The sequence below is a fragment of the Brachybacterium sp. EE-P12 genome, assembly GCF_003711805.1.
GTDB lineage: Bacteria > Actinomycetota > Actinomycetes > Actinomycetales > Dermabacteraceae > Brachybacterium.
Map to the genome: position 1 here is coordinate 227,879 of NZ_QXCP01000006.1, position 15,075 is coordinate 242,953.

Here is a 15,075-nt window from a genome sequence, read left to right on the forward strand (position 1 = left end):
GTCGTGGCCCGGTGGACATCGCGCGACCGCATCTCCCGCCCGGCCCTCGGCCGGGACCGGTTGACGGTCGCAGGTCCGCGGTGGACACCCGGCAGGGCGCACGGCTCGAAGAGCAGATCCGATTCACAAGATGGAGCAGTGACGTGGTGTACGCAATCGTCCGCGCAGGCGGTCGTCAGGAGAAGGTGTCGGTCGGTGACACCATCGTGATCAACCGCGTGGCAGGCGAGGCGGGCGACAGCATCGATCTCGCTCCCGTGCTGCTGGTCGACGGTGACAAGGTCACCTCGGCCCAGGCCGAGCTCGCGAAGGTCAAGGTCACCGCCGAGAAGGTCGAGGACCTCCGCGGCGAGAAGATCCGCATCCTCCGCTACAAGAACAAGACCGGTTACAAGAAGCGCCAGGGCCACCGCCAGGAGCTCACCCGGCTGAAGATCACGGGCATCGCCTGAGCGATCCCTCGACCAGACAAAGGATTGATCCCAGATGGCATCAAAGAAGGGCGTCAGCTCCTCCAAGAACGGCCGTGACTCGAACGCCCAGCGCCTCGGCGTGAAGCGCTTCGGCGGCCAGGTCGTCGGCGCCGGCGAGATCCTCGTGCGTCAGCGCGGCACCAAGATCCACCCCGGCGACGGCGTGGGCCGCGGCAACGACGACACGCTGTTCGCGCTCACCGCGGGCACCGTCGAGTTCGGCCGCAAGCGCGACCGTCGCGTGGTCAGCGTCGTCGAGACCGTCTGACACGCCGCCCCGGAGCTCCGGGGCACCCAGCGTCCTTCGAGGGGCGGAGCCGATCGCTCCGCCCCTCGTCGCTTATCACCACCATCGGAGAGCACCCATGGCCACATTCGTCGACCGCGTCCGGCTGCAGGTCGTCGGGGGATCCGGCGGGCACGGCGCCGCCTCCATCCGTCGCGAGAAGTTCAAGCCCCTCGCCGGGCCCGACGGCGCCGACGGCGGCCGCGGCGGAGACGTGATCCTCGAGGTCGACGCGTCGACCACGACCCTGCTCGAGTACCACCACAAGCCGCATCAGCGCGCGACCGGCGGCGGTTTCGGCAAGGGCGATCTGCGCCACGGCGCGAACGGCGCGGACCTCGTGCTGCCCGTGCCCGACGGCACCGTGGTCACCAGCGAGGACGGCACGGTGCTCGCGGACCTCGTCGGGATCGGCTCCCGCTTCGTCGCCGCACGCGGCGGCAGCGGCGGCCTCGGCAACGCGGCGCTGGCCTCGAAGCAGCGCAAGGCCCCCGGCTTCGCGCTGCTGGGCGAGCCAGGTCAGGAGCGCACCCTCGTGCTCGAGCTCAAGACCGTCGCCGACGTGGCGCTGGTGGGCTACCCGAGCGCCGGGAAGTCCTCGCTCATCGCCGCGATGAGCGCGGCGCGGCCCAAGATCGCCGACTACCCCTTCACCACCCTGGTGCCGAACCTCGGCGTGGTCGAGGCCGGGCAGCACCGGTACACGATCGCGGACGTGCCCGGGCTGATCCCCGGCGCGAGCGAGGGCAGGGGCCTGGGTCTGGACTTCCTGCGCCACATCGAGCGCTGCCACGTGCTCGTGCACGTGCTGGACGCCGCCGCGCTCGAGTCCGACCGCGACCCCGTCAGCGACCTCGAGACGATCGAGGCGGAGCTCGCGACCTATGCGGCGAGCCTCGACGAGGAGGCCGGGGCCCGGGTGCCCCTCATGGAGCGGCCCGGCGTCATCGTGCTGAACAAGACCGATCTGCCCGACGGCGCCGACATGGCCGACCTCGTCCGCGAGCGGCTCGGGGAGCGCGAGGTGCCGATCCTCGACGTCTCCGCCGTCTCCCACAAGGGGCTGCGCGAGCTGTCCTATCTGCTCGGCGAGCTCGTCGAGCAGGCCCGCGCCGCACTGCCCGCCCCCGAGGCCGCGCCCGTCGTGCTCACCCCGCGCGGGAGCGACGAGCCGGCCTTCGAGGTCGTCACCGAGCAGTACGACGGCGGCACCGCCTTCCGTGTCCGCGGCGACAAGCCCGAGCGCTGGGTGCGCCAGACCGACTTCGCCAATGACGAAGCCGTCGGATATCTCGCCGACCGCCTCGCGAAGCTCGGCGTCGAGGACCGCCTCTTCGCCGCCGGGGCCGTGGCCGGCTCGACCGTGCTGATCGGCCCGGGGGACGACGCGGTCGTCTTCGACTGGGAGCCGACGATGGTGGGCGGCGCGGAGCTGCTGGGCCGCCGCGGCACCGACGACCGCCTCGAGGACCACCACCGTCCCACCCGCGAGCAGAAGCGCGAGGAGCAGCGGGCCCGCACCGCCGCCCGCATGGACCGCCTCGCCGCGATGGAGGCGGAGCGCAGGGCCGGCCACTGGGCCGACCCCTCCGCGGACGGGGACGGTCCGCGGTGAGCGTCGCGGAGCTGCGCCAGCCCTCCCGCCTCACCTCCCGCGAGGAGCTCGTCGCGGCCCGGCGCATCGTGGTGAAGATCGGCTCCTCGAGCCTCACCGACGCGCGCGGGCGCCTGGACCAGGCGTGCGTCGACGCCGTCGCCGAGGTCGCCTCGTCCCTCGCCGCCCGCGGGACGGAGCTCGTGATCGTCTCCTCGGGCGCGATCGCCGCGGCGCTCGGTCCGCTGGGCCTGGCCGAGCGGCCCACCTCCGTCGAGCTGCAGCAGGCCGCGGCGAGCGTGGGCCAGGCCCTGCTCGCGACCGCCTGGTCCCGCGCCTTCGCCGCCCATGGCCGGATCACGGGGCAGGTGCTGCTGACCGAGTCCGACGTGATCGGCCGCCAGACCTATCGCAACGTGCGCAGCGCCCTGGAGGCACTGCTCGAGCTCGGCACCGTCCCGATCATCAACGAGAACGACACCACCGCCACCCACGAGATCCGCTTCGGGGACAACGACCGCCTCGCGGCGCTGGTCGCGCAGCTGCTCGGCGCCGACGCGCTGATCCTGCTCACCGACGTCGACGCGCTCTACACCGCGCCGCCCCGCGAGCCCGGCGCCGAGCGGATCGGGACCGTCGAGGACGTCGCGCGCCTGGCCGGGGTGAACATCGGCTCGGTCGGCTCGAAGGTCGGCACCGGCGGGATGGTCACCAAGCTCTCCGCCGCGCAGCTCGCCTCCACCACCGGCACCGCCGCGCTCATGACCTCCGCCCAGCGCTTCGCCGAGGCGGTCGACGGGCAGGACGTGGGCACCTTCTTCCCCGCCCACCACGGCCGGCGCCGCTCCCGCCTGGTGTGGCTGCGCTTCGCGACCCGCGGCGCGGGCACCCTCCACCTCGACGAGGGTGCGGCCGGGGCCGTGCGCTCCCGGCGCCGCTCCCTGCTCGCCGTGGGCGTCACCCGCGTGGAGGGCACCTTCCCCGCCGGCGTGCCGGTGGACATCGCCGCCCCGGACGGCACCGTGATCGGACGGGGGCTCACCTCCTTCAGCAGCGACGAGCTGCGAGCCATGGCGGGGCGCGGCACGCACGAGGCGCGCGAGCAGCTGGGGGAGCGGTACCGCCGCCCTGCGATCCACCGTGACCAGCTGGTGGTGCTCTGAGCAGGCAGCGCTCCTTCGCTCGTAGACTCCCGTCATGGACGAGAAGACCCTGACCGTCGAGGACGCCGTGCTCGCCGCCGCCCGTGCCGCGAAGGACGCGCAGCCCGTGCTCGCCAGGCTGCACCGTGCGGACAAGGACGCGCTGCTGCTGGCGATGGCCGAGGCGCTCGTGGACCGGGCCGACGAGATCGTCGGGGCGAACGCCCGCGACCTCGAGGCCGCCGACGCCGCGGGCATCGCCGCCGGGCTGCGCGACCGCCTCGCCCTGGACCCCGGGCGGATCGCGGCGATCGCGCAGCAGCTGCGCGACGCCGCCGCGCTGCCCGACCCCGTGGGCGAGGTGGTGCGCGGCTCCGTGCTCGCCAACGGCCTCGAGCTGCGCCAGGTGCGCGTGCCGATGGGCGTCATCGGGATGATCTACGAGGCGCGCCCCAACGTCACCGTCGACGCCGCGGGGCTCGCGCTCAAGGCCGGCAGCGCCGTCGTGCTGCGCGGCGGCTCCGCGGCTCTGCACTCCAACACCGCGCTGATCGCGGTGCTGCGCGAGGTGCTCGTCGAGCGCGGCCTGCCGGCGGACCTCGTCGTCGGCATCGACGCGCACGGCCGCGAGGGCGCCGACGTGCTCATGCGCGCCGGCGGACTCGTCGACGTGCTGATCCCGCGCGGCGGTGCGGGCCTGATCCGCCGCGTGGTCGAGAACTCGCTCGTGCCCGTCATCGAGACCGGCACCGGCACCACGCACGTGCTCGTCGACGCCTCCGCGGACCTCGAGGCGGCCGAGCAGATCGTGCTGAACGCCAAGACCCAGCGGGTCGGGGTGTGCAACGCGCTCGAGACCCTGCTGGTCCACCGGGACGTCGCCGAGGAGGCGCTGCCGCGCCTGGCCGCCGCGCTCGCGGGGGCCGGAGTGCGCCTGCACGTCGACGAGCGCGCCGCCGCGCTGCTGGCCGAGGCGGGCACCGGGGCCGAGCTGGTGCCCGCGACCGAGGAGGACTGGGACGTGGAGTACCTCGCCCACGAGCTCGCCGTCGCCGTCGTCGACGACCTCGAGGCCGCGCTCGCCCACATCCGCGCCCACTCCTCCGGGCACACCGAGTCGATCCTCACCCGCGACCTCGCCTCCCAGCAGCGCTTCCTCGCCGAGGTCGACTCGGCCGTGGTGATGGCCAACGCCTCCACCCGCTTCGCCGACGGCGGCGAGTTCGGCTTCGGCGCCGAGATCGGCATCTCCACCCAGAAGCTCCACGCCCGCGGCCCCATGGGGCTCACCGAGATCACCACCACGAAGTGGCTCGTGGTCGGGCAGGGGCACGTCCGCCCGTGAGACCACTCCCATCGGGCACGTCGGGGACGGAACCCGTGCCCGGCTGTGGGATGATGGCGCGGTCACCTGTCGAAAGGCCTGAACGAACATGATCGACCAGCTCATGATCCTCGCCGAGTCCGGCGCCGGAGCGAGCGAGGGCATCCCCGCGCCCTTCATCGGGCTCGGCGCCTTCGCGATCCTCCTGATCCTCCTGGGACTCACGTGGCTCACCGGGGGTGCGCACCACCGCAGCCTCGACGCGAAGAACGACGCCGACTCCGACGACTGAGCCCGGTGGAGCTGCAGCGACGCCGGATCGGCGTGATGGGCGGGACCTTCGATCCCATCCATCACGGCCACCTCGTCGCCGCGAGCGAGGTGCAGAGCGTCTTCGGCCTCGACGAGGTGGTCTTCGTGCCCACCGGACGCCCCTGGCAGAAGGCCGAGCAGGAGATCTCCGACCCGGAGCACCGCTATCTCATGACCGTCGTCGCGACGGCCGCGAACCCGGTGTTCACGGTCTCCCGCGTCGACATCGACCGCCCCGGCGCGACCTACACCAGCGACACGCTCCGCGACCTGCACGCCGAGCATCCCGAGGCGGACCTCTTCTTCATCACCGGCGCGGACGCCCTCCAGAACATCCTCACCTGGAAGGACACCGAGGAGATCTTCCGCCTCGCCCACTTCGTCGGGGTGACGAGGCCGGGCCACGAGCTGGACACCTCCGGATTGCCGGACGACGGCGTCACCCTCATCGAGGTCCCCGCCATGGCGATCAGCTCCACCGACTGCCGCACCCGTGTCGCCGCGGGCGCCCCGGTCTGGTACCTGGTGCCCGACGGGGTGGTGCAATACATCAACAAGTACGCGCTCTACACAGGAGGTGACGGGCGATGACCGAGCCCGAGACCACCCCGCGGCGCGGCCGGCGCGCCCGCGCGCTCAGCCCCGAGGAGCTCGCCGCGCTCGAGGCCCGCAGCGCCGCCGAGCCCGGCACCGGCGAGATCGCGCAGGTCCCCGGCCGGCGCGGCGCGGTGCCCCCGCCCGAGGCCGACGCGCCCGTGCCCGCGCTGCGCAAGTTCGGGCGCCGCGCCCGCATCATCGAGCTCAGCGAGCAGCCCGCCCCCGAGCCCGTCGGCGCCCCCGCACCCCGCGCCGCCGACGCGACGGTCGAGCGCGACGCCGACGGTGTCGAGCTCGGGGAGCTGCCCGTCTCCGAGGCGCCCGATCCGCGCCCGGCCCCGCGCTTCGACGGCAAGGTGCTCCACCGCCCCGAGAGCACCGGCGGCCGCCGCCTGGTCCGGCTCGTGTGGGTGCTCATCGCGCTCGCCCTGGTGGTGCTCGTCGTGCTGCTGCTCACCGGCGTGCTCTCGCCCGCCGAGGCCTCGGCTGCGGGACTGCCCGCCCTGCCCGATCTGCTCGACCCCGCTTCCGCCCACCCCGTCCTGGAGGACCCCGCAGCGTGACCGCTCCCGAAGAATCCCTCGACCTCGCCCGGGTGGCCGGACAGGCCGCCGCCGACAAGCTCGCGGAGGAGGTCATCGGCCTCGACGTCTCCGAGCTCGTGGTGATCACCGACGTCTTCCTCGTGTGCAGCGGGGACAGCGAGCGCCAGGTCGCCGCGATCGTCGACGGCGTCGAGGAGGCGCTGCTGACCGAGCGCCGCCGCAAGCCGCTGCGCCGCGAGGGCGAGCGCGACGCCCGGTGGGTGCTGCTCGACTACGGCGACATCGTCGTGCACGTCCAGCATGCCGAGGACCGCGCCTTCTACGCCCTCGAGCGGCTGTGGCGCGACGCGCCCGTCATCGACCTGCAGATCGACGAGGGCCGCACGGAGTGAGGTCCGCACAGCGCACCCGGCTCGTCCTCGTGCGGCACGGCCAGACCGACCACAACCGGGAGGGCCGCCTGCAGGGACAGATCGACATCCCCCTGAACGATCGCGGGATCACACAGGCCGAGACCCTCGCCCGCAGCATCGCCGCCTCCCCGCCGGACCTCATCGTCTCCTCGCCCCTCGAACGCGCTCGGGACACCGCCGGGGTGGTCGCCCGCGCCTGCGGCCTCGAGGTCGACCTCGACGAGGCCTTCCTCGAGCGCGGCTTCGGACGGTGGGAGGGACTGCGGGGCGAGGAGATCCACTCCCGCTGGCCGAAGGAGCACGCCGACTGGCGCGCGCACCGCCCGATCCGCGGGCTCGACATCGAGGACCGCCCCGAGGTGGGGGAGCGGGTCGCCGCCGGCTGCCGCCGACTGGTCGAGGAGAACCCCGGCCGCACCGTCATGGTCGTCGCCCACGGGGCCGCGATCACGCTCGGCATCACCGCCCTGCTGGGCCTGGACACGAACGGATTCCGCGGCCTCGCCGGGCTCGAGAACTGCCACCGCTCGGTGCTCGAACCGGTCCATGCCGAGCCCGCGGAGGGCCTGATGAGGTTGCTGTCACACAACCTGCCCCCCGATTTCACCTGAGGTCGCAGCCCGGGGTAATATCGACGAGTCGCCCGATGGGGCGGCACCCGACACGGGGCTATGGCGCAGTTGGTAGCGCGCTTCCATGGCATGGAAGAGGTCAGGGGTTCGAATCCCCTTAGCTCCACTCGAGACTCTCGTGAGACAGTGACTCGTCAGAAGGGCCCCGGCTGATGCCGGGGCCCTTCTGCTGTCCCGGGACGGTCGGCGCGCCGACGGCCGGCACGGCTCAGGGCGGGGCCAGCCCGTGCCGGAAGGCGTAGGCGGCGGCCTCGGTGCGTGAGCCCACGTCGATCTTGGTGAAGATGTTGCTCAGGTGGCGGGCCACCGTCCGGTCGCTGATCACGAGGGCCCTGGCGATCTGCCGGTTGCTGCGCCCGGCCACGACCAGGGCAAGCACCTCGAGCTCACGAGGGGTCAGGCCGTCCTGCACCCCTGCACCAGGAGGGGGTGCGGTCGGGAGCGCTCCCTCCAGCGCCGCGGCCGCCGAGTCGTCCGGGGCGGCCCCCAGCTCGCTGAACGTGCGCCGGGCCGCAGCCAGCTCCCCGGCAGCGGTCCGGACGTCCTCCATGGCCGCGCACGCCCGGGCGAGCACGACCCGGGCACGGGCCACCTCGAAGGGACAGCCGACTCCGCCCCACTGCAGCACCGCCTTGCGGGCGTAGGGCAGGGCGCCGGCCGCGTCGCCCCTGGCCAGATCCACCCCGGCGTGGGCATACGCCGCGGCGGCCGACACCGAGGGGCAGCCGGTGAGCGTGGCCAGGGCGTCGAGCTCGTCCGCCAGCCCGGCCGCCTCGTCGACCTCTCCGCCGGCCTGCAGCACCTCCGCCGCGCCGGGCAGCAGCCCGATCCGGTGCGCGGGCAGCGGGGACTGAGCCAGGCAGCGCCGGACCGCGGCGACGGAGTCGTCGGTGTGTCCCTGCCGTAGCCACAGCAGCGACGGTCCAGGCGGCGGGTCGCCGCCCAGGTCGGACGCCGTGCGATAGGCAGCGGCCGCCGCGGTCTGCTGCCCGCGCAGCCGCAGGATGTCCCCGCGGGCGCCCTCGGCCAGGCCCGCCGCGCCCAGGTCCCCGCGCTGCTCGTGCCGTCGCCGTGAGTCGGCCAGTGCCACCAGCGCCTCGTCCCAGCGCCCCTGCAGCGTGAGCAGCTGACCGTGGTGGACCGAGCAGTGGCCCGAGAAGAGCTCCAGCCCCGGGTGCGTCGCGCACCACGCCACCAGGGCAGTGGTCCACTCGCGCAGCCGGTCGACGGCCCCGATCTCCTGGCACCCCTCGACGGCGGCGCACCAGGCCAGGCCGGTCGCCAGCGGGCCGGTCTCCTCGGCGAGGATCGAGGCCATCACCCCGTCCAGCAGAGCCAGCCCGCCGCGCACGTCACCGCTGTAGATCGCGGCTCGCCCCAGGGCGACCTCTCCCAACATCTGCAGGTCCGGGACGTGCTGGCTGCGGCCGATCTCCGCGACCCGAGGTCCCAGGCCGGCGACCCCGGCGAGGTCGCCCGACAGGATCGCCCGGTGCAGCTCCAGGAGGTGCAGGTAGCCGCGGGCCACCTCCACCCCCTCGTCCAGATCCTCCACGAGCTGTTCGGCCCGGCCGATCCACCCGTTGAACTGGGCGGGCTGGCAGGTGGTCCCGAAGACCATCGCGAGGGCGAAGGCGACGGAGAAGGCGGTCGAGGTGTCGCCCTCCTCGGTGCAGGACCGGTAGGCGAGTCGCAGGTCCGTCTGCGCGCGCTCGTAGTCCCCGGCCAGGTGGGCGGCGGTACCGCGCCACTCCGCGGTACTCGCGCGGCCACCCCTCCTCGTCCAGGACGGGGAGGGCGAGCCACGACCAGTCGTGCCGGAAGCCGGTCGCCCAGATGACGTTGGCCGCGTCGACGACGGTCCCGTCGGCCAGCTGGGGCCGGCCACCACGGGTGCCCGTCACCCGTGCGGGGGTGCGCACGACGCCGGCGTCGTCGAGGTCCTGGGCCTGCACGCGCAGCCGCGGAGCACCGTGGTGGAGGACCTGGGATCGCATCCTGCGGCCCATCGGAGTGCGCCGGTCGTAGACATAGGTGTGCTGGAGCATGACCATCGGCATGATGACGCGCAGCAGCGGGCTGTCCCACTGCACGGGGATCTGGCCGGGGTCGCGACCGGACAGGATGGTGGGATGGCCGGCGCGGGCCACCTCGAGGGCGAGGTCGCAGCCGGAGTGGCCCCCACCCACCACGAGCACGGATCCGGGCCGCAGCTGACCTGGCCGACGGTACTGGCTGGAGTGCAGCTGCAGAGTCTGCGGGTCCAGGTGGTCGGCGAGCACGGGCACGCTGGGCAGCTGCCCGAAGGGTCCCGTCGCCAGTACGACGCTGTGCGAGCGATAGGTGTGCGCCGGAGTCGTGACCGTGAAGCCGTCGCCGTCGGCGGCCGACGCGACCCGCCGAACGGGAGAGCCGGTCCGCACGGGCAGGTCGAAGCGCTCCGCATACTCCTGGAGGGTCTGCGCCACCTCGTCCTTGCCGGCGAAGCCCCAGGGCTCGCCGGAGACGCCGAGCCCCGGCAGAGAGTTGAACCGGTTGGCCGTGAACAGGCGCAGGGAATCGTACTGATGGCGCCAGTGGTCGCCGACCTGGCGGGCGGACTCGAGGACCACGTGGTCCAGCCCCCGCCGTCGGAGATGGTAGGCCGTGGCGAGGCCGGCCTGTCCGGCGCCGACGACCACGGCGTCGAGGACGCGGTCCTCGGGAGCGGGTTCCGGGGCGGTGGTGCTGCGGCTGGGGGCGGGGTCGGTGCGTTTCATGATTCGACCGTAGGAGCGGCGCCGGCCGCGCCGCGTCGGCAGGATCGCCCATCCCGGTCGCCTGCCTCATGGGCAGGAATGCCCATGAGGCAGCGACGCCTCGCAGGCCGGGGAGGAGTGCTGGTCATCGGCCCGTCTCCTGCTCGAGGGCGATGAGCGCCTGGTCCATATGGTGCAGGACCCGCAGGGTGCCGTCGAGCTCCGCAGCGGTGAGGTCGCCGCCGACGCGCTCGAGCAGGGACAGCTCGCGCTCGAGGACGGAGTCGATCGCCGCCTCCCCGGCGTGCGTGAGGCGCACGAGGTGCGAACGGCGGTGGGCGGGGTTCGGGGCCAGCTCGACGAGCCCGTCGGTCCGTGCCTGGTCCACCATCCGCTGGGTGTACTGGCGGCTGAGCTCCTGGGCGCGGGCGAGCTGCGGCACCGTGCGGTCCCCGTCGCGGCGGAGCTGGTCCAGGACGTTGCGCACCCCGACGGACAGACCGCTGACCTGCTCGTCCTGCTCCACGAGCCGGGAGACGCGGCGGTAGACCGGGCCGAGGGCGACGTAGACCTCGGCGAGGCGGCGGGCGAGATCGTCCGGGGAGAGCACTTCCGACATGCCGCCAACTATGACACCTTGAGTGTCATGGTTCCTGCGGCGACACACCTCGACCTCCCCGACCAGCGCATCTCCTATCGATCCAGCGGAACCCCGGGCGGCCCGCCGCTCCTCCTGCTGCACGGCGGGGCGGTGGACTCGCGCATGTGGGGGCCGCAGCTGGACGCGTTCCCGGAACGGCGCGTGCTCGCCCCCGATGCGCGGGGCCACGGCGGCTCGAGCGACGCCGAGGCGCCCTACCGGCTCGTCGACGACGTGATCGCGCTCATGGACGCGCTCGGGATCCGGCGCGTCGTCGCGGCCGCGGTGTCGATGGGCGGCGGCACCGCCGTCGACCTGGCCCTGGAGTTCCCGGAGCGGGTCGCGGCCGTGGTGTGCAGCGGCACCGGGACCAGCGAGCCGGAGTTCACCGACCCCTGGGCGCTGCAGGCCTTCGCCGACTGGCGGGCCGCCGAGCAGGGCACCGACGCCGAGGCATGGATCGAGGTGTTCCAGCGCTTCACCGCCGGGCCGCATCGCACGCGCGCGCAGGTCGACCCCGAGGTGTGGGAGCTCGTGGAGGTCATGGCGCGCGACACGCTCGCCCAGCACCTGCGGCTCGGGCCCGACGGGCTCCCGCTGCCGCCCGTCCCGCCGATACCGGTCACCGGCACCTGGAAGCGGCTCGGGGAGATCACGGTCCCCGTGCTCACCGTCTCCGGGGCGCTCGACGGGGACGATCACCGTGCGATGGGGGAGCGGCTCGCCCGCTCTGTCGGCGGGCCCGCGCGGCACGTCGAGATCCCAGGCGCTGCCCACTACCCGAACCTCGAGGCGCCGGAGGCGTTCAACGACGCGGTGGCCGAGCTGCTGGACGTGCTCTGAGCTTGCCCTCCTCGACGATCAGTCCATGCAGCTCCGCGAGCTCGGGCACGCTGAAGGCGGCGTCCTCGAGCGCGGGGGCGAGGGCACGGGCGAAGGCGCGGTAGGAGCCGGGGACCACGGCGCCGCGCTCGCGCAGAGCGCGTCGTGCGTACTCGTCGCACAGGAAGGCTGGCCGGGAGAAGCAGTACAGCGAGATCGCATCGGCCGTCTCCTCGCCGATCCCGTCCACGGCGAGCAGCTCATGGCGGAGAGCCGTGTCGTCGAGCCGCGGGGCGGCCTCGGCGCGCCGCGCCCACCAGGCGGCGAGCGCCTGCACGCGGCGGGGCTTGCTGCGCGGGAATCCGGCGGGGTGCACGAGCTCGCGCACCAGATCCTCGTCCGCGCTCGCGAGCGGCGCAGGCTCGCGCAGTCCCGCCCCCGTGAGCGCCGCGAGAGCCTGCGCGGCCTGCTCCCAGCGTGAGCGCTGGACGAGCACCGCCCCGAGCGCGATCTCGAAGGGCTCCTCGCCGGGCCACCACCAGCCCTGCGGGCCGTGGCGTGCGAGCAGCTCGCGGTGCAGGGCGCGCAGATCGATCATGCCTCGTAGGCTGTCACGTCCTCGCCCGCGACCGCGAGGCGCACCGCGGAGCCCGGGACCAGATGGCGCCGGGCGACCTCCTGCGGCGGGAGATCGGCGGCGAGGTCCTCGGTGACCGCCCGCACCAGGTCCCCGCGCGGAGCGAGGGCGCGGACGGTGCGACGCAGTCCGCCCTCCTCGACCAGATGCACGGCAGCGGGCCGGAACGCGGCGAGGACCTGCGTGCCGGGGCTCTCCTCGCACAGGGCCGACAGGCTCGAGCCGTCCTCGAGGCGCACCTGCGCCCCGTCCCAGCGGCCGGCGACGAGGTTCAGCCCGGCGAAGCGGGCGGCGAAGGGGGAGCGGGGCCTGGTCAGCACCTCCGCCGTCGGGCCGATCCCCACCCCGCGCCCGCCCTCGAGCACGGCGATGCGGTCGGCGAGCGCGAGCGCATCGAGCAGGTCATGGGTCACGACGATCGCGGTCCGCTCGGCGAGGAAGCCCCGCAGCTGTTCGCGCAGCGCGGGTGCCACGTCGACGTCCAGCGCCGCCATCGGCTCGTCCAGCAGCAGCAGGCGCGGCTCCGCGGCGAGCGCACGGGCGATCGCGACGCGCTGGGCCTGGCCGCCCGAGAGCTGGGAGGGGCGACGCGCGGCGAGCGCGGAGAGGCCGAGCTCCGCGAGATGCGCGTGCGCCCTGCGGCGGGCCTCCCGGCGCGGCGCGCCCCGGGCCAGCAGCGGGAACATGACGTTGCCGAGCGCGGTGAGATGGGGGAAGAGCACCGGGTCCTGGCTGAGGGTGGTGACGCGTCGGTCGTGCGGCGGCACCCAGGTGCGCGCATCGGCGAGCACGCGGCCGTCGAGCTCGACGCTCCCGCTCGACGGGCGCAGCGCGCCCGCGATCAGCGACAGCGCGGTGGACTTCCCGGCGCCGTTGGGGCCGACGAGGGCGAGGGTCTCGCCGGGGGCGACCTCGAGGTCGAGCTCGACGTCGCGCTCGGCGACGGCGGCGCGCAGGACCAGGCTCATGGGCTCCTCCTGCGGTGGGCGAGGGCGATCACGACGATCGCGACGAGCATGAGCACGAAGGAGAGCGCCACCGCGGCCTCCGGATCGCTCTCCCGCTGGAGGTAGATCTCCAGCGGCAGGGTGCGGGTGGTGCCCTGCAGCGAGCCGGCGAAGGTGATCGTCGCCCCGAACTCGCCGAGCGCCCGGGCGAAGCTCAGCACCAGCCCGGACATCAGCGCCGGAAGCACCAGCGGCAGCGTCACGCGGGTGAGCACCCGCGAGGGACGGGCGCCCAGGGAGGCGGCCGCCTCCTCGTAGCGGGTGCCGGCCGTGCGCAGCGCCCCCTCGAGGCTCAGCACCAGGAAGGGCAGGGCCACGAAGGTCTGCGCGATCACCACCGCGGTGGTCGAGAACGCGATGTGGATCCCCAGCACCTCCAGATGCCGGCCCAGCAGGCCCTGCCGGCCGACGGTGTACAGCAGCGCGATGCCGCCCACCACCGGGGGCAGCACCAGCGGGATCAGCACCAGCGAGCGCATCAGCGCCATGCCGCGCGCGTCCGAGCGGGCCAGCAGCAGCGCCATGGGCACGCCGAGCACCGCGCAGGCCGCGGCGCTGGTGAGCGAGGTCTGCACGCTCAGCCGCAGCGCGGCGAGGGAGGACTCCGAGGTCAGCAGGCCCCAGAAGCCGCTCCACTCCACGCGCGCCGCCATCGCGATCAGCGGCAGGATCACGAACAGGGCCCCGAGGCCGGCGGGGAGCAGGATCCAGCGCGGGAGGGTCCTCATGCGCCGCCGAAGCCGTGCTCGGCGAGGACCTGCTGCCCCTCCTCACCGGTGACGAGGTCGACGAACTCCTGGCCCAGCTCGGGGTTCGTTGAGCCGTCGACGGTGGTGATCGGGTAGGTGTTCACGGCCTCCTGCGACTCGGGGAACTCGATGCCCTCGGCGGCGTCGCCGGCCTTCGCCACATCGGTGACGTAGACGAGGCCCGCATCGGCCTCGCCGCTGGTGACCTTGTTCAGCACATCGGTGACGGACTGCTCCTCGCTCACGGGGGAGAGCTCGAGACCGGCCGCCTCCTGGACCGTCGTCGTCGCCGCGCCGCACGGCACCTCCGGCGCGCAGACGACGAGGTTCACGCCGCCGGTGAGGGAGGCGAGATCGGTGATCCCGGCGGGGTTCCCGGCCGGGACCGCGATCATCAGGGTGTTCGAGGCGAAGTCGACCGGCTCGGCGGCCTCGAGGCCCGCCTCGGCGAGCTTGTCCATGTTCTTCTCGTCGGCCGAGGCGAAGACGTCGGCGGGCGCGCCCTGCTGGATCTGCTCGACAAGGGTGGAGGAGCCGGCGAAGGTGAACTCGACCGCGACGTCCTCGTGCTCGGCCTCGAACTGCTCGCCGAGCTCCTCGAAGGGCTCCTGGAGGGAGGCGGCGGCGAAGACCTGCAGGATGGTCGGCTCGGCGGTGCCGCCGGAGCCGCAGGAGACGGCGGTCAGCGTGATCGCCGCAGCGGCGGCTGCGGAGCGGAGCATGCGCCTCATGCCGGCTCCACCTCGACGACGACCTGGGTGGCCTTGACGACTGCGCTCGCCACCCTGCCCGGCTCGAGGCCGAGCTCGCGGGCGGCCTCGCTGCTCATCAGGGAGACGACGCGGAAGGGGCCGCACTGCAGCTCGACCTGCGCCATGACCGTGTCCGTGACCACGCGCGTGACCAGGCCCGTGAAGCGGTTGCGGGCGGACGAGGCGGTCGCGCCGTGCAGCTCGGGAGCCACCGCCAGCTCCCGGGCGAGCCGGGCGACCTCCGTCCCCGCCAGCACCGTGCGCCCCCCGGGGCCCCGGGACGCCTCGAGGGTCCCCTTCTCGATCCACCGTCGCACGGTGTCCTCGCTCACCCCGAGGAAGGTGGCGGCATCCCGAACCCGCATCTGCGTCATGAGGAACACCATAGCGCCGCAGATGCGGGTCGTCGGGA

General features: G+C 73.9%; 18 protein-coding genes, 1 tRNA gene and 1 pseudogene. 12 read left to right on the plus strand and 8 right to left on the minus strand.

Annotated elements, in window-relative coordinates; all coding sequences use genetic code 11:
* Positions 1 to 143: 143 nt before the first annotated feature.
* The 11 genes from rplU (at position 144) to D1648_RS10575 (ending at position 7,424) form a co-directional block, all read left to right on the plus strand.
* Positions 144 to 452, plus strand: coding sequence for a 50S ribosomal protein L21 (gene rplU, locus D1648_RS10525; RefSeq protein ID WP_029360839.1), 309 nt, complete (start codon positions 144 to 146; stop codon positions 450 to 452).
* Between the two features lie 34 nt (positions 453 to 486).
* The gene (gene rpmA, locus D1648_RS10530) at positions 487 to 741 is read left to right on the plus strand and encodes a 50S ribosomal protein L27 (protein ID WP_010551799.1); all 255 of its coding nucleotides are present in this window, start codon (positions 487 to 489) and stop codon (positions 739 to 741) included.
* Between the two features lie 97 nt (positions 742 to 838).
* The gene (gene obgE / locus D1648_RS10535) at positions 839 to 2,374 is read left to right on the plus strand and encodes a GTPase ObgE (RefSeq protein ID WP_122941502.1); all 1,536 of its coding nucleotides are present in this window, start codon (positions 839 to 841) and stop codon (positions 2,372 to 2,374) included.
* Positions 2,371 to 3,516 (plus strand): glutamate 5-kinase, encoded by a 1,146-nt coding sequence (gene proB / locus D1648_RS10540; RefSeq protein ID WP_122941504.1) that lies wholly within the window; start codon positions 2,371 to 2,373, stop codon positions 3,514 to 3,516. Before obgE ends, proB begins: the two co-directional genes overlap by 4 nt.
* A 34-nt stretch (positions 3,517 to 3,550) precedes the next feature.
* Positions 3,551 to 4,840: a glutamate-5-semialdehyde dehydrogenase gene (locus D1648_RS10545; protein WP_122941507.1), complete on the plus strand. Its 1,290-nt coding sequence runs from the start codon at positions 3,551 to 3,553 to the stop codon at positions 4,838 to 4,840.
* A gap of 88 nt (positions 4,841 to 4,928) precedes the next feature.
* A complete protein-coding gene (locus D1648_RS10550) occupies positions 4,929 to 5,111 on the plus strand; it encodes a hypothetical protein (protein ID WP_122941509.1) in 183 nt (60 codons plus the stop codon).
* A gap of 35 nt (positions 5,112 to 5,146) precedes the next feature.
* Positions 5,147 to 5,722, plus strand: coding sequence for a nicotinate-nucleotide adenylyltransferase (gene nadD / locus D1648_RS10555; RefSeq protein ID WP_241155462.1), 576 nt, complete (start codon positions 5,147 to 5,149; stop codon positions 5,720 to 5,722).
* Entirely contained in the window at positions 5,719 to 6,291 is a 573-nt protein-coding gene (locus D1648_RS10560) for a hypothetical protein (protein WP_122941513.1), read from the plus strand. The genes nadD and D1648_RS10560 overlap by 4 nt, the downstream gene beginning before the upstream one ends.
* Positions 6,288 to 6,665: a ribosome silencing factor gene (gene rsfS / locus D1648_RS10565; RefSeq protein ID WP_122941515.1), complete on the plus strand. Its 378-nt coding sequence runs from the start codon at positions 6,288 to 6,290 to the stop codon at positions 6,663 to 6,665. Before D1648_RS10560 ends, rsfS begins: the two co-directional genes overlap by 4 nt.
* On the plus strand, positions 6,662 to 7,297 hold the full coding sequence (locus D1648_RS10570) for a histidine phosphatase family protein (RefSeq protein WP_122941517.1): 636 nt from the start codon (positions 6,662 to 6,664) through the stop codon (positions 7,295 to 7,297). The genes rsfS and D1648_RS10570 overlap by 4 nt, the downstream gene beginning before the upstream one ends.
* A gap of 54 nt (positions 7,298 to 7,351) precedes the next feature.
* Positions 7,352 to 7,424, plus strand: a tRNA-Ala gene (locus tag D1648_RS10575).
* Between the two features lie 102 nt (positions 7,425 to 7,526).
* Here D1648_RS10575 and D1648_RS10580 read toward each other — a convergent pair.
* The 3 genes and pseudogenes from D1648_RS10580 to D1648_RS10590 form a co-directional block, all read right to left on the minus strand.
* Entirely contained in the window at positions 7,527 to 8,939 is a 1,413-nt protein-coding gene (locus D1648_RS10580; protein WP_164518678.1) for a LuxR family transcriptional regulator, read from the minus strand.
* 199 nt (positions 8,940 to 9,138) lie between these two features.
* A pseudogene (locus D1648_RS18510) lies at positions 9,139 to 10,077 on the minus strand (flavin-containing monooxygenase); the annotation flags it as partial.
* 124 nt (positions 10,078 to 10,201) lie between these two features.
* Entirely contained in the window at positions 10,202 to 10,675 is a 474-nt protein-coding gene (locus D1648_RS10590; RefSeq protein ID WP_122941524.1) for a MarR family winged helix-turn-helix transcriptional regulator, read from the minus strand.
* Between the two features lie 27 nt (positions 10,676 to 10,702).
* Between D1648_RS10590 and D1648_RS10595 the strand changes: the two genes are divergently transcribed.
* On the plus strand, positions 10,703 to 11,539 hold the full coding sequence (locus D1648_RS10595; RefSeq protein ID WP_122941526.1) for an alpha/beta fold hydrolase: 837 nt from the start codon (positions 10,703 to 10,705) through the stop codon (positions 11,537 to 11,539).
* Here D1648_RS10595 and D1648_RS10600 read toward each other — a convergent pair.
* Genes D1648_RS10600 through D1648_RS10620 form a run of 5 tightly spaced genes read right to left on the minus strand, consistent with a single transcriptional unit; the run spans position 11,502 to position 15,037 of the window.
* Positions 11,502 to 12,116: an endonuclease III gene (locus D1648_RS10600; protein WP_122941528.1), complete on the minus strand. Its 615-nt coding sequence runs from the start codon at positions 12,114 to 12,116 to the stop codon at positions 11,502 to 11,504. The genes D1648_RS10595 and D1648_RS10600 overlap by 38 nt on opposite strands.
* Entirely contained in the window at positions 12,113 to 13,123 is a 1,011-nt protein-coding gene (locus D1648_RS10605) for a sulfate/molybdate ABC transporter ATP-binding protein (RefSeq protein ID WP_122941531.1), read from the minus strand. The genes D1648_RS10600 and D1648_RS10605 overlap by 4 nt, the downstream gene beginning before the upstream one ends.
* A complete protein-coding gene (locus D1648_RS10610; RefSeq protein ID WP_122941533.1) occupies positions 13,120 to 13,890 on the minus strand; it encodes an ABC transporter permease in 771 nt (256 codons plus the stop codon). Before D1648_RS10610 ends, D1648_RS10605 begins: the two co-directional genes overlap by 4 nt.
* On the minus strand, positions 13,887 to 14,642 hold the full coding sequence (gene modA / locus D1648_RS10615) for a molybdate ABC transporter substrate-binding protein (RefSeq protein WP_122941535.1): 756 nt from the start codon (positions 14,640 to 14,642) through the stop codon (positions 13,887 to 13,889). The genes D1648_RS10610 and modA overlap by 4 nt, the downstream gene beginning before the upstream one ends.
* Complete coding sequence (locus D1648_RS10620) at positions 14,639 to 15,037, minus strand: molybdopterin-binding protein (protein ID WP_122941862.1); 399 nt, start codon at positions 15,035 to 15,037, stop codon at positions 14,639 to 14,641. The genes modA and D1648_RS10620 overlap by 4 nt, the downstream gene beginning before the upstream one ends.
* Between the last annotated feature and the right edge of the window lie 38 nt (positions 15,038 to 15,075).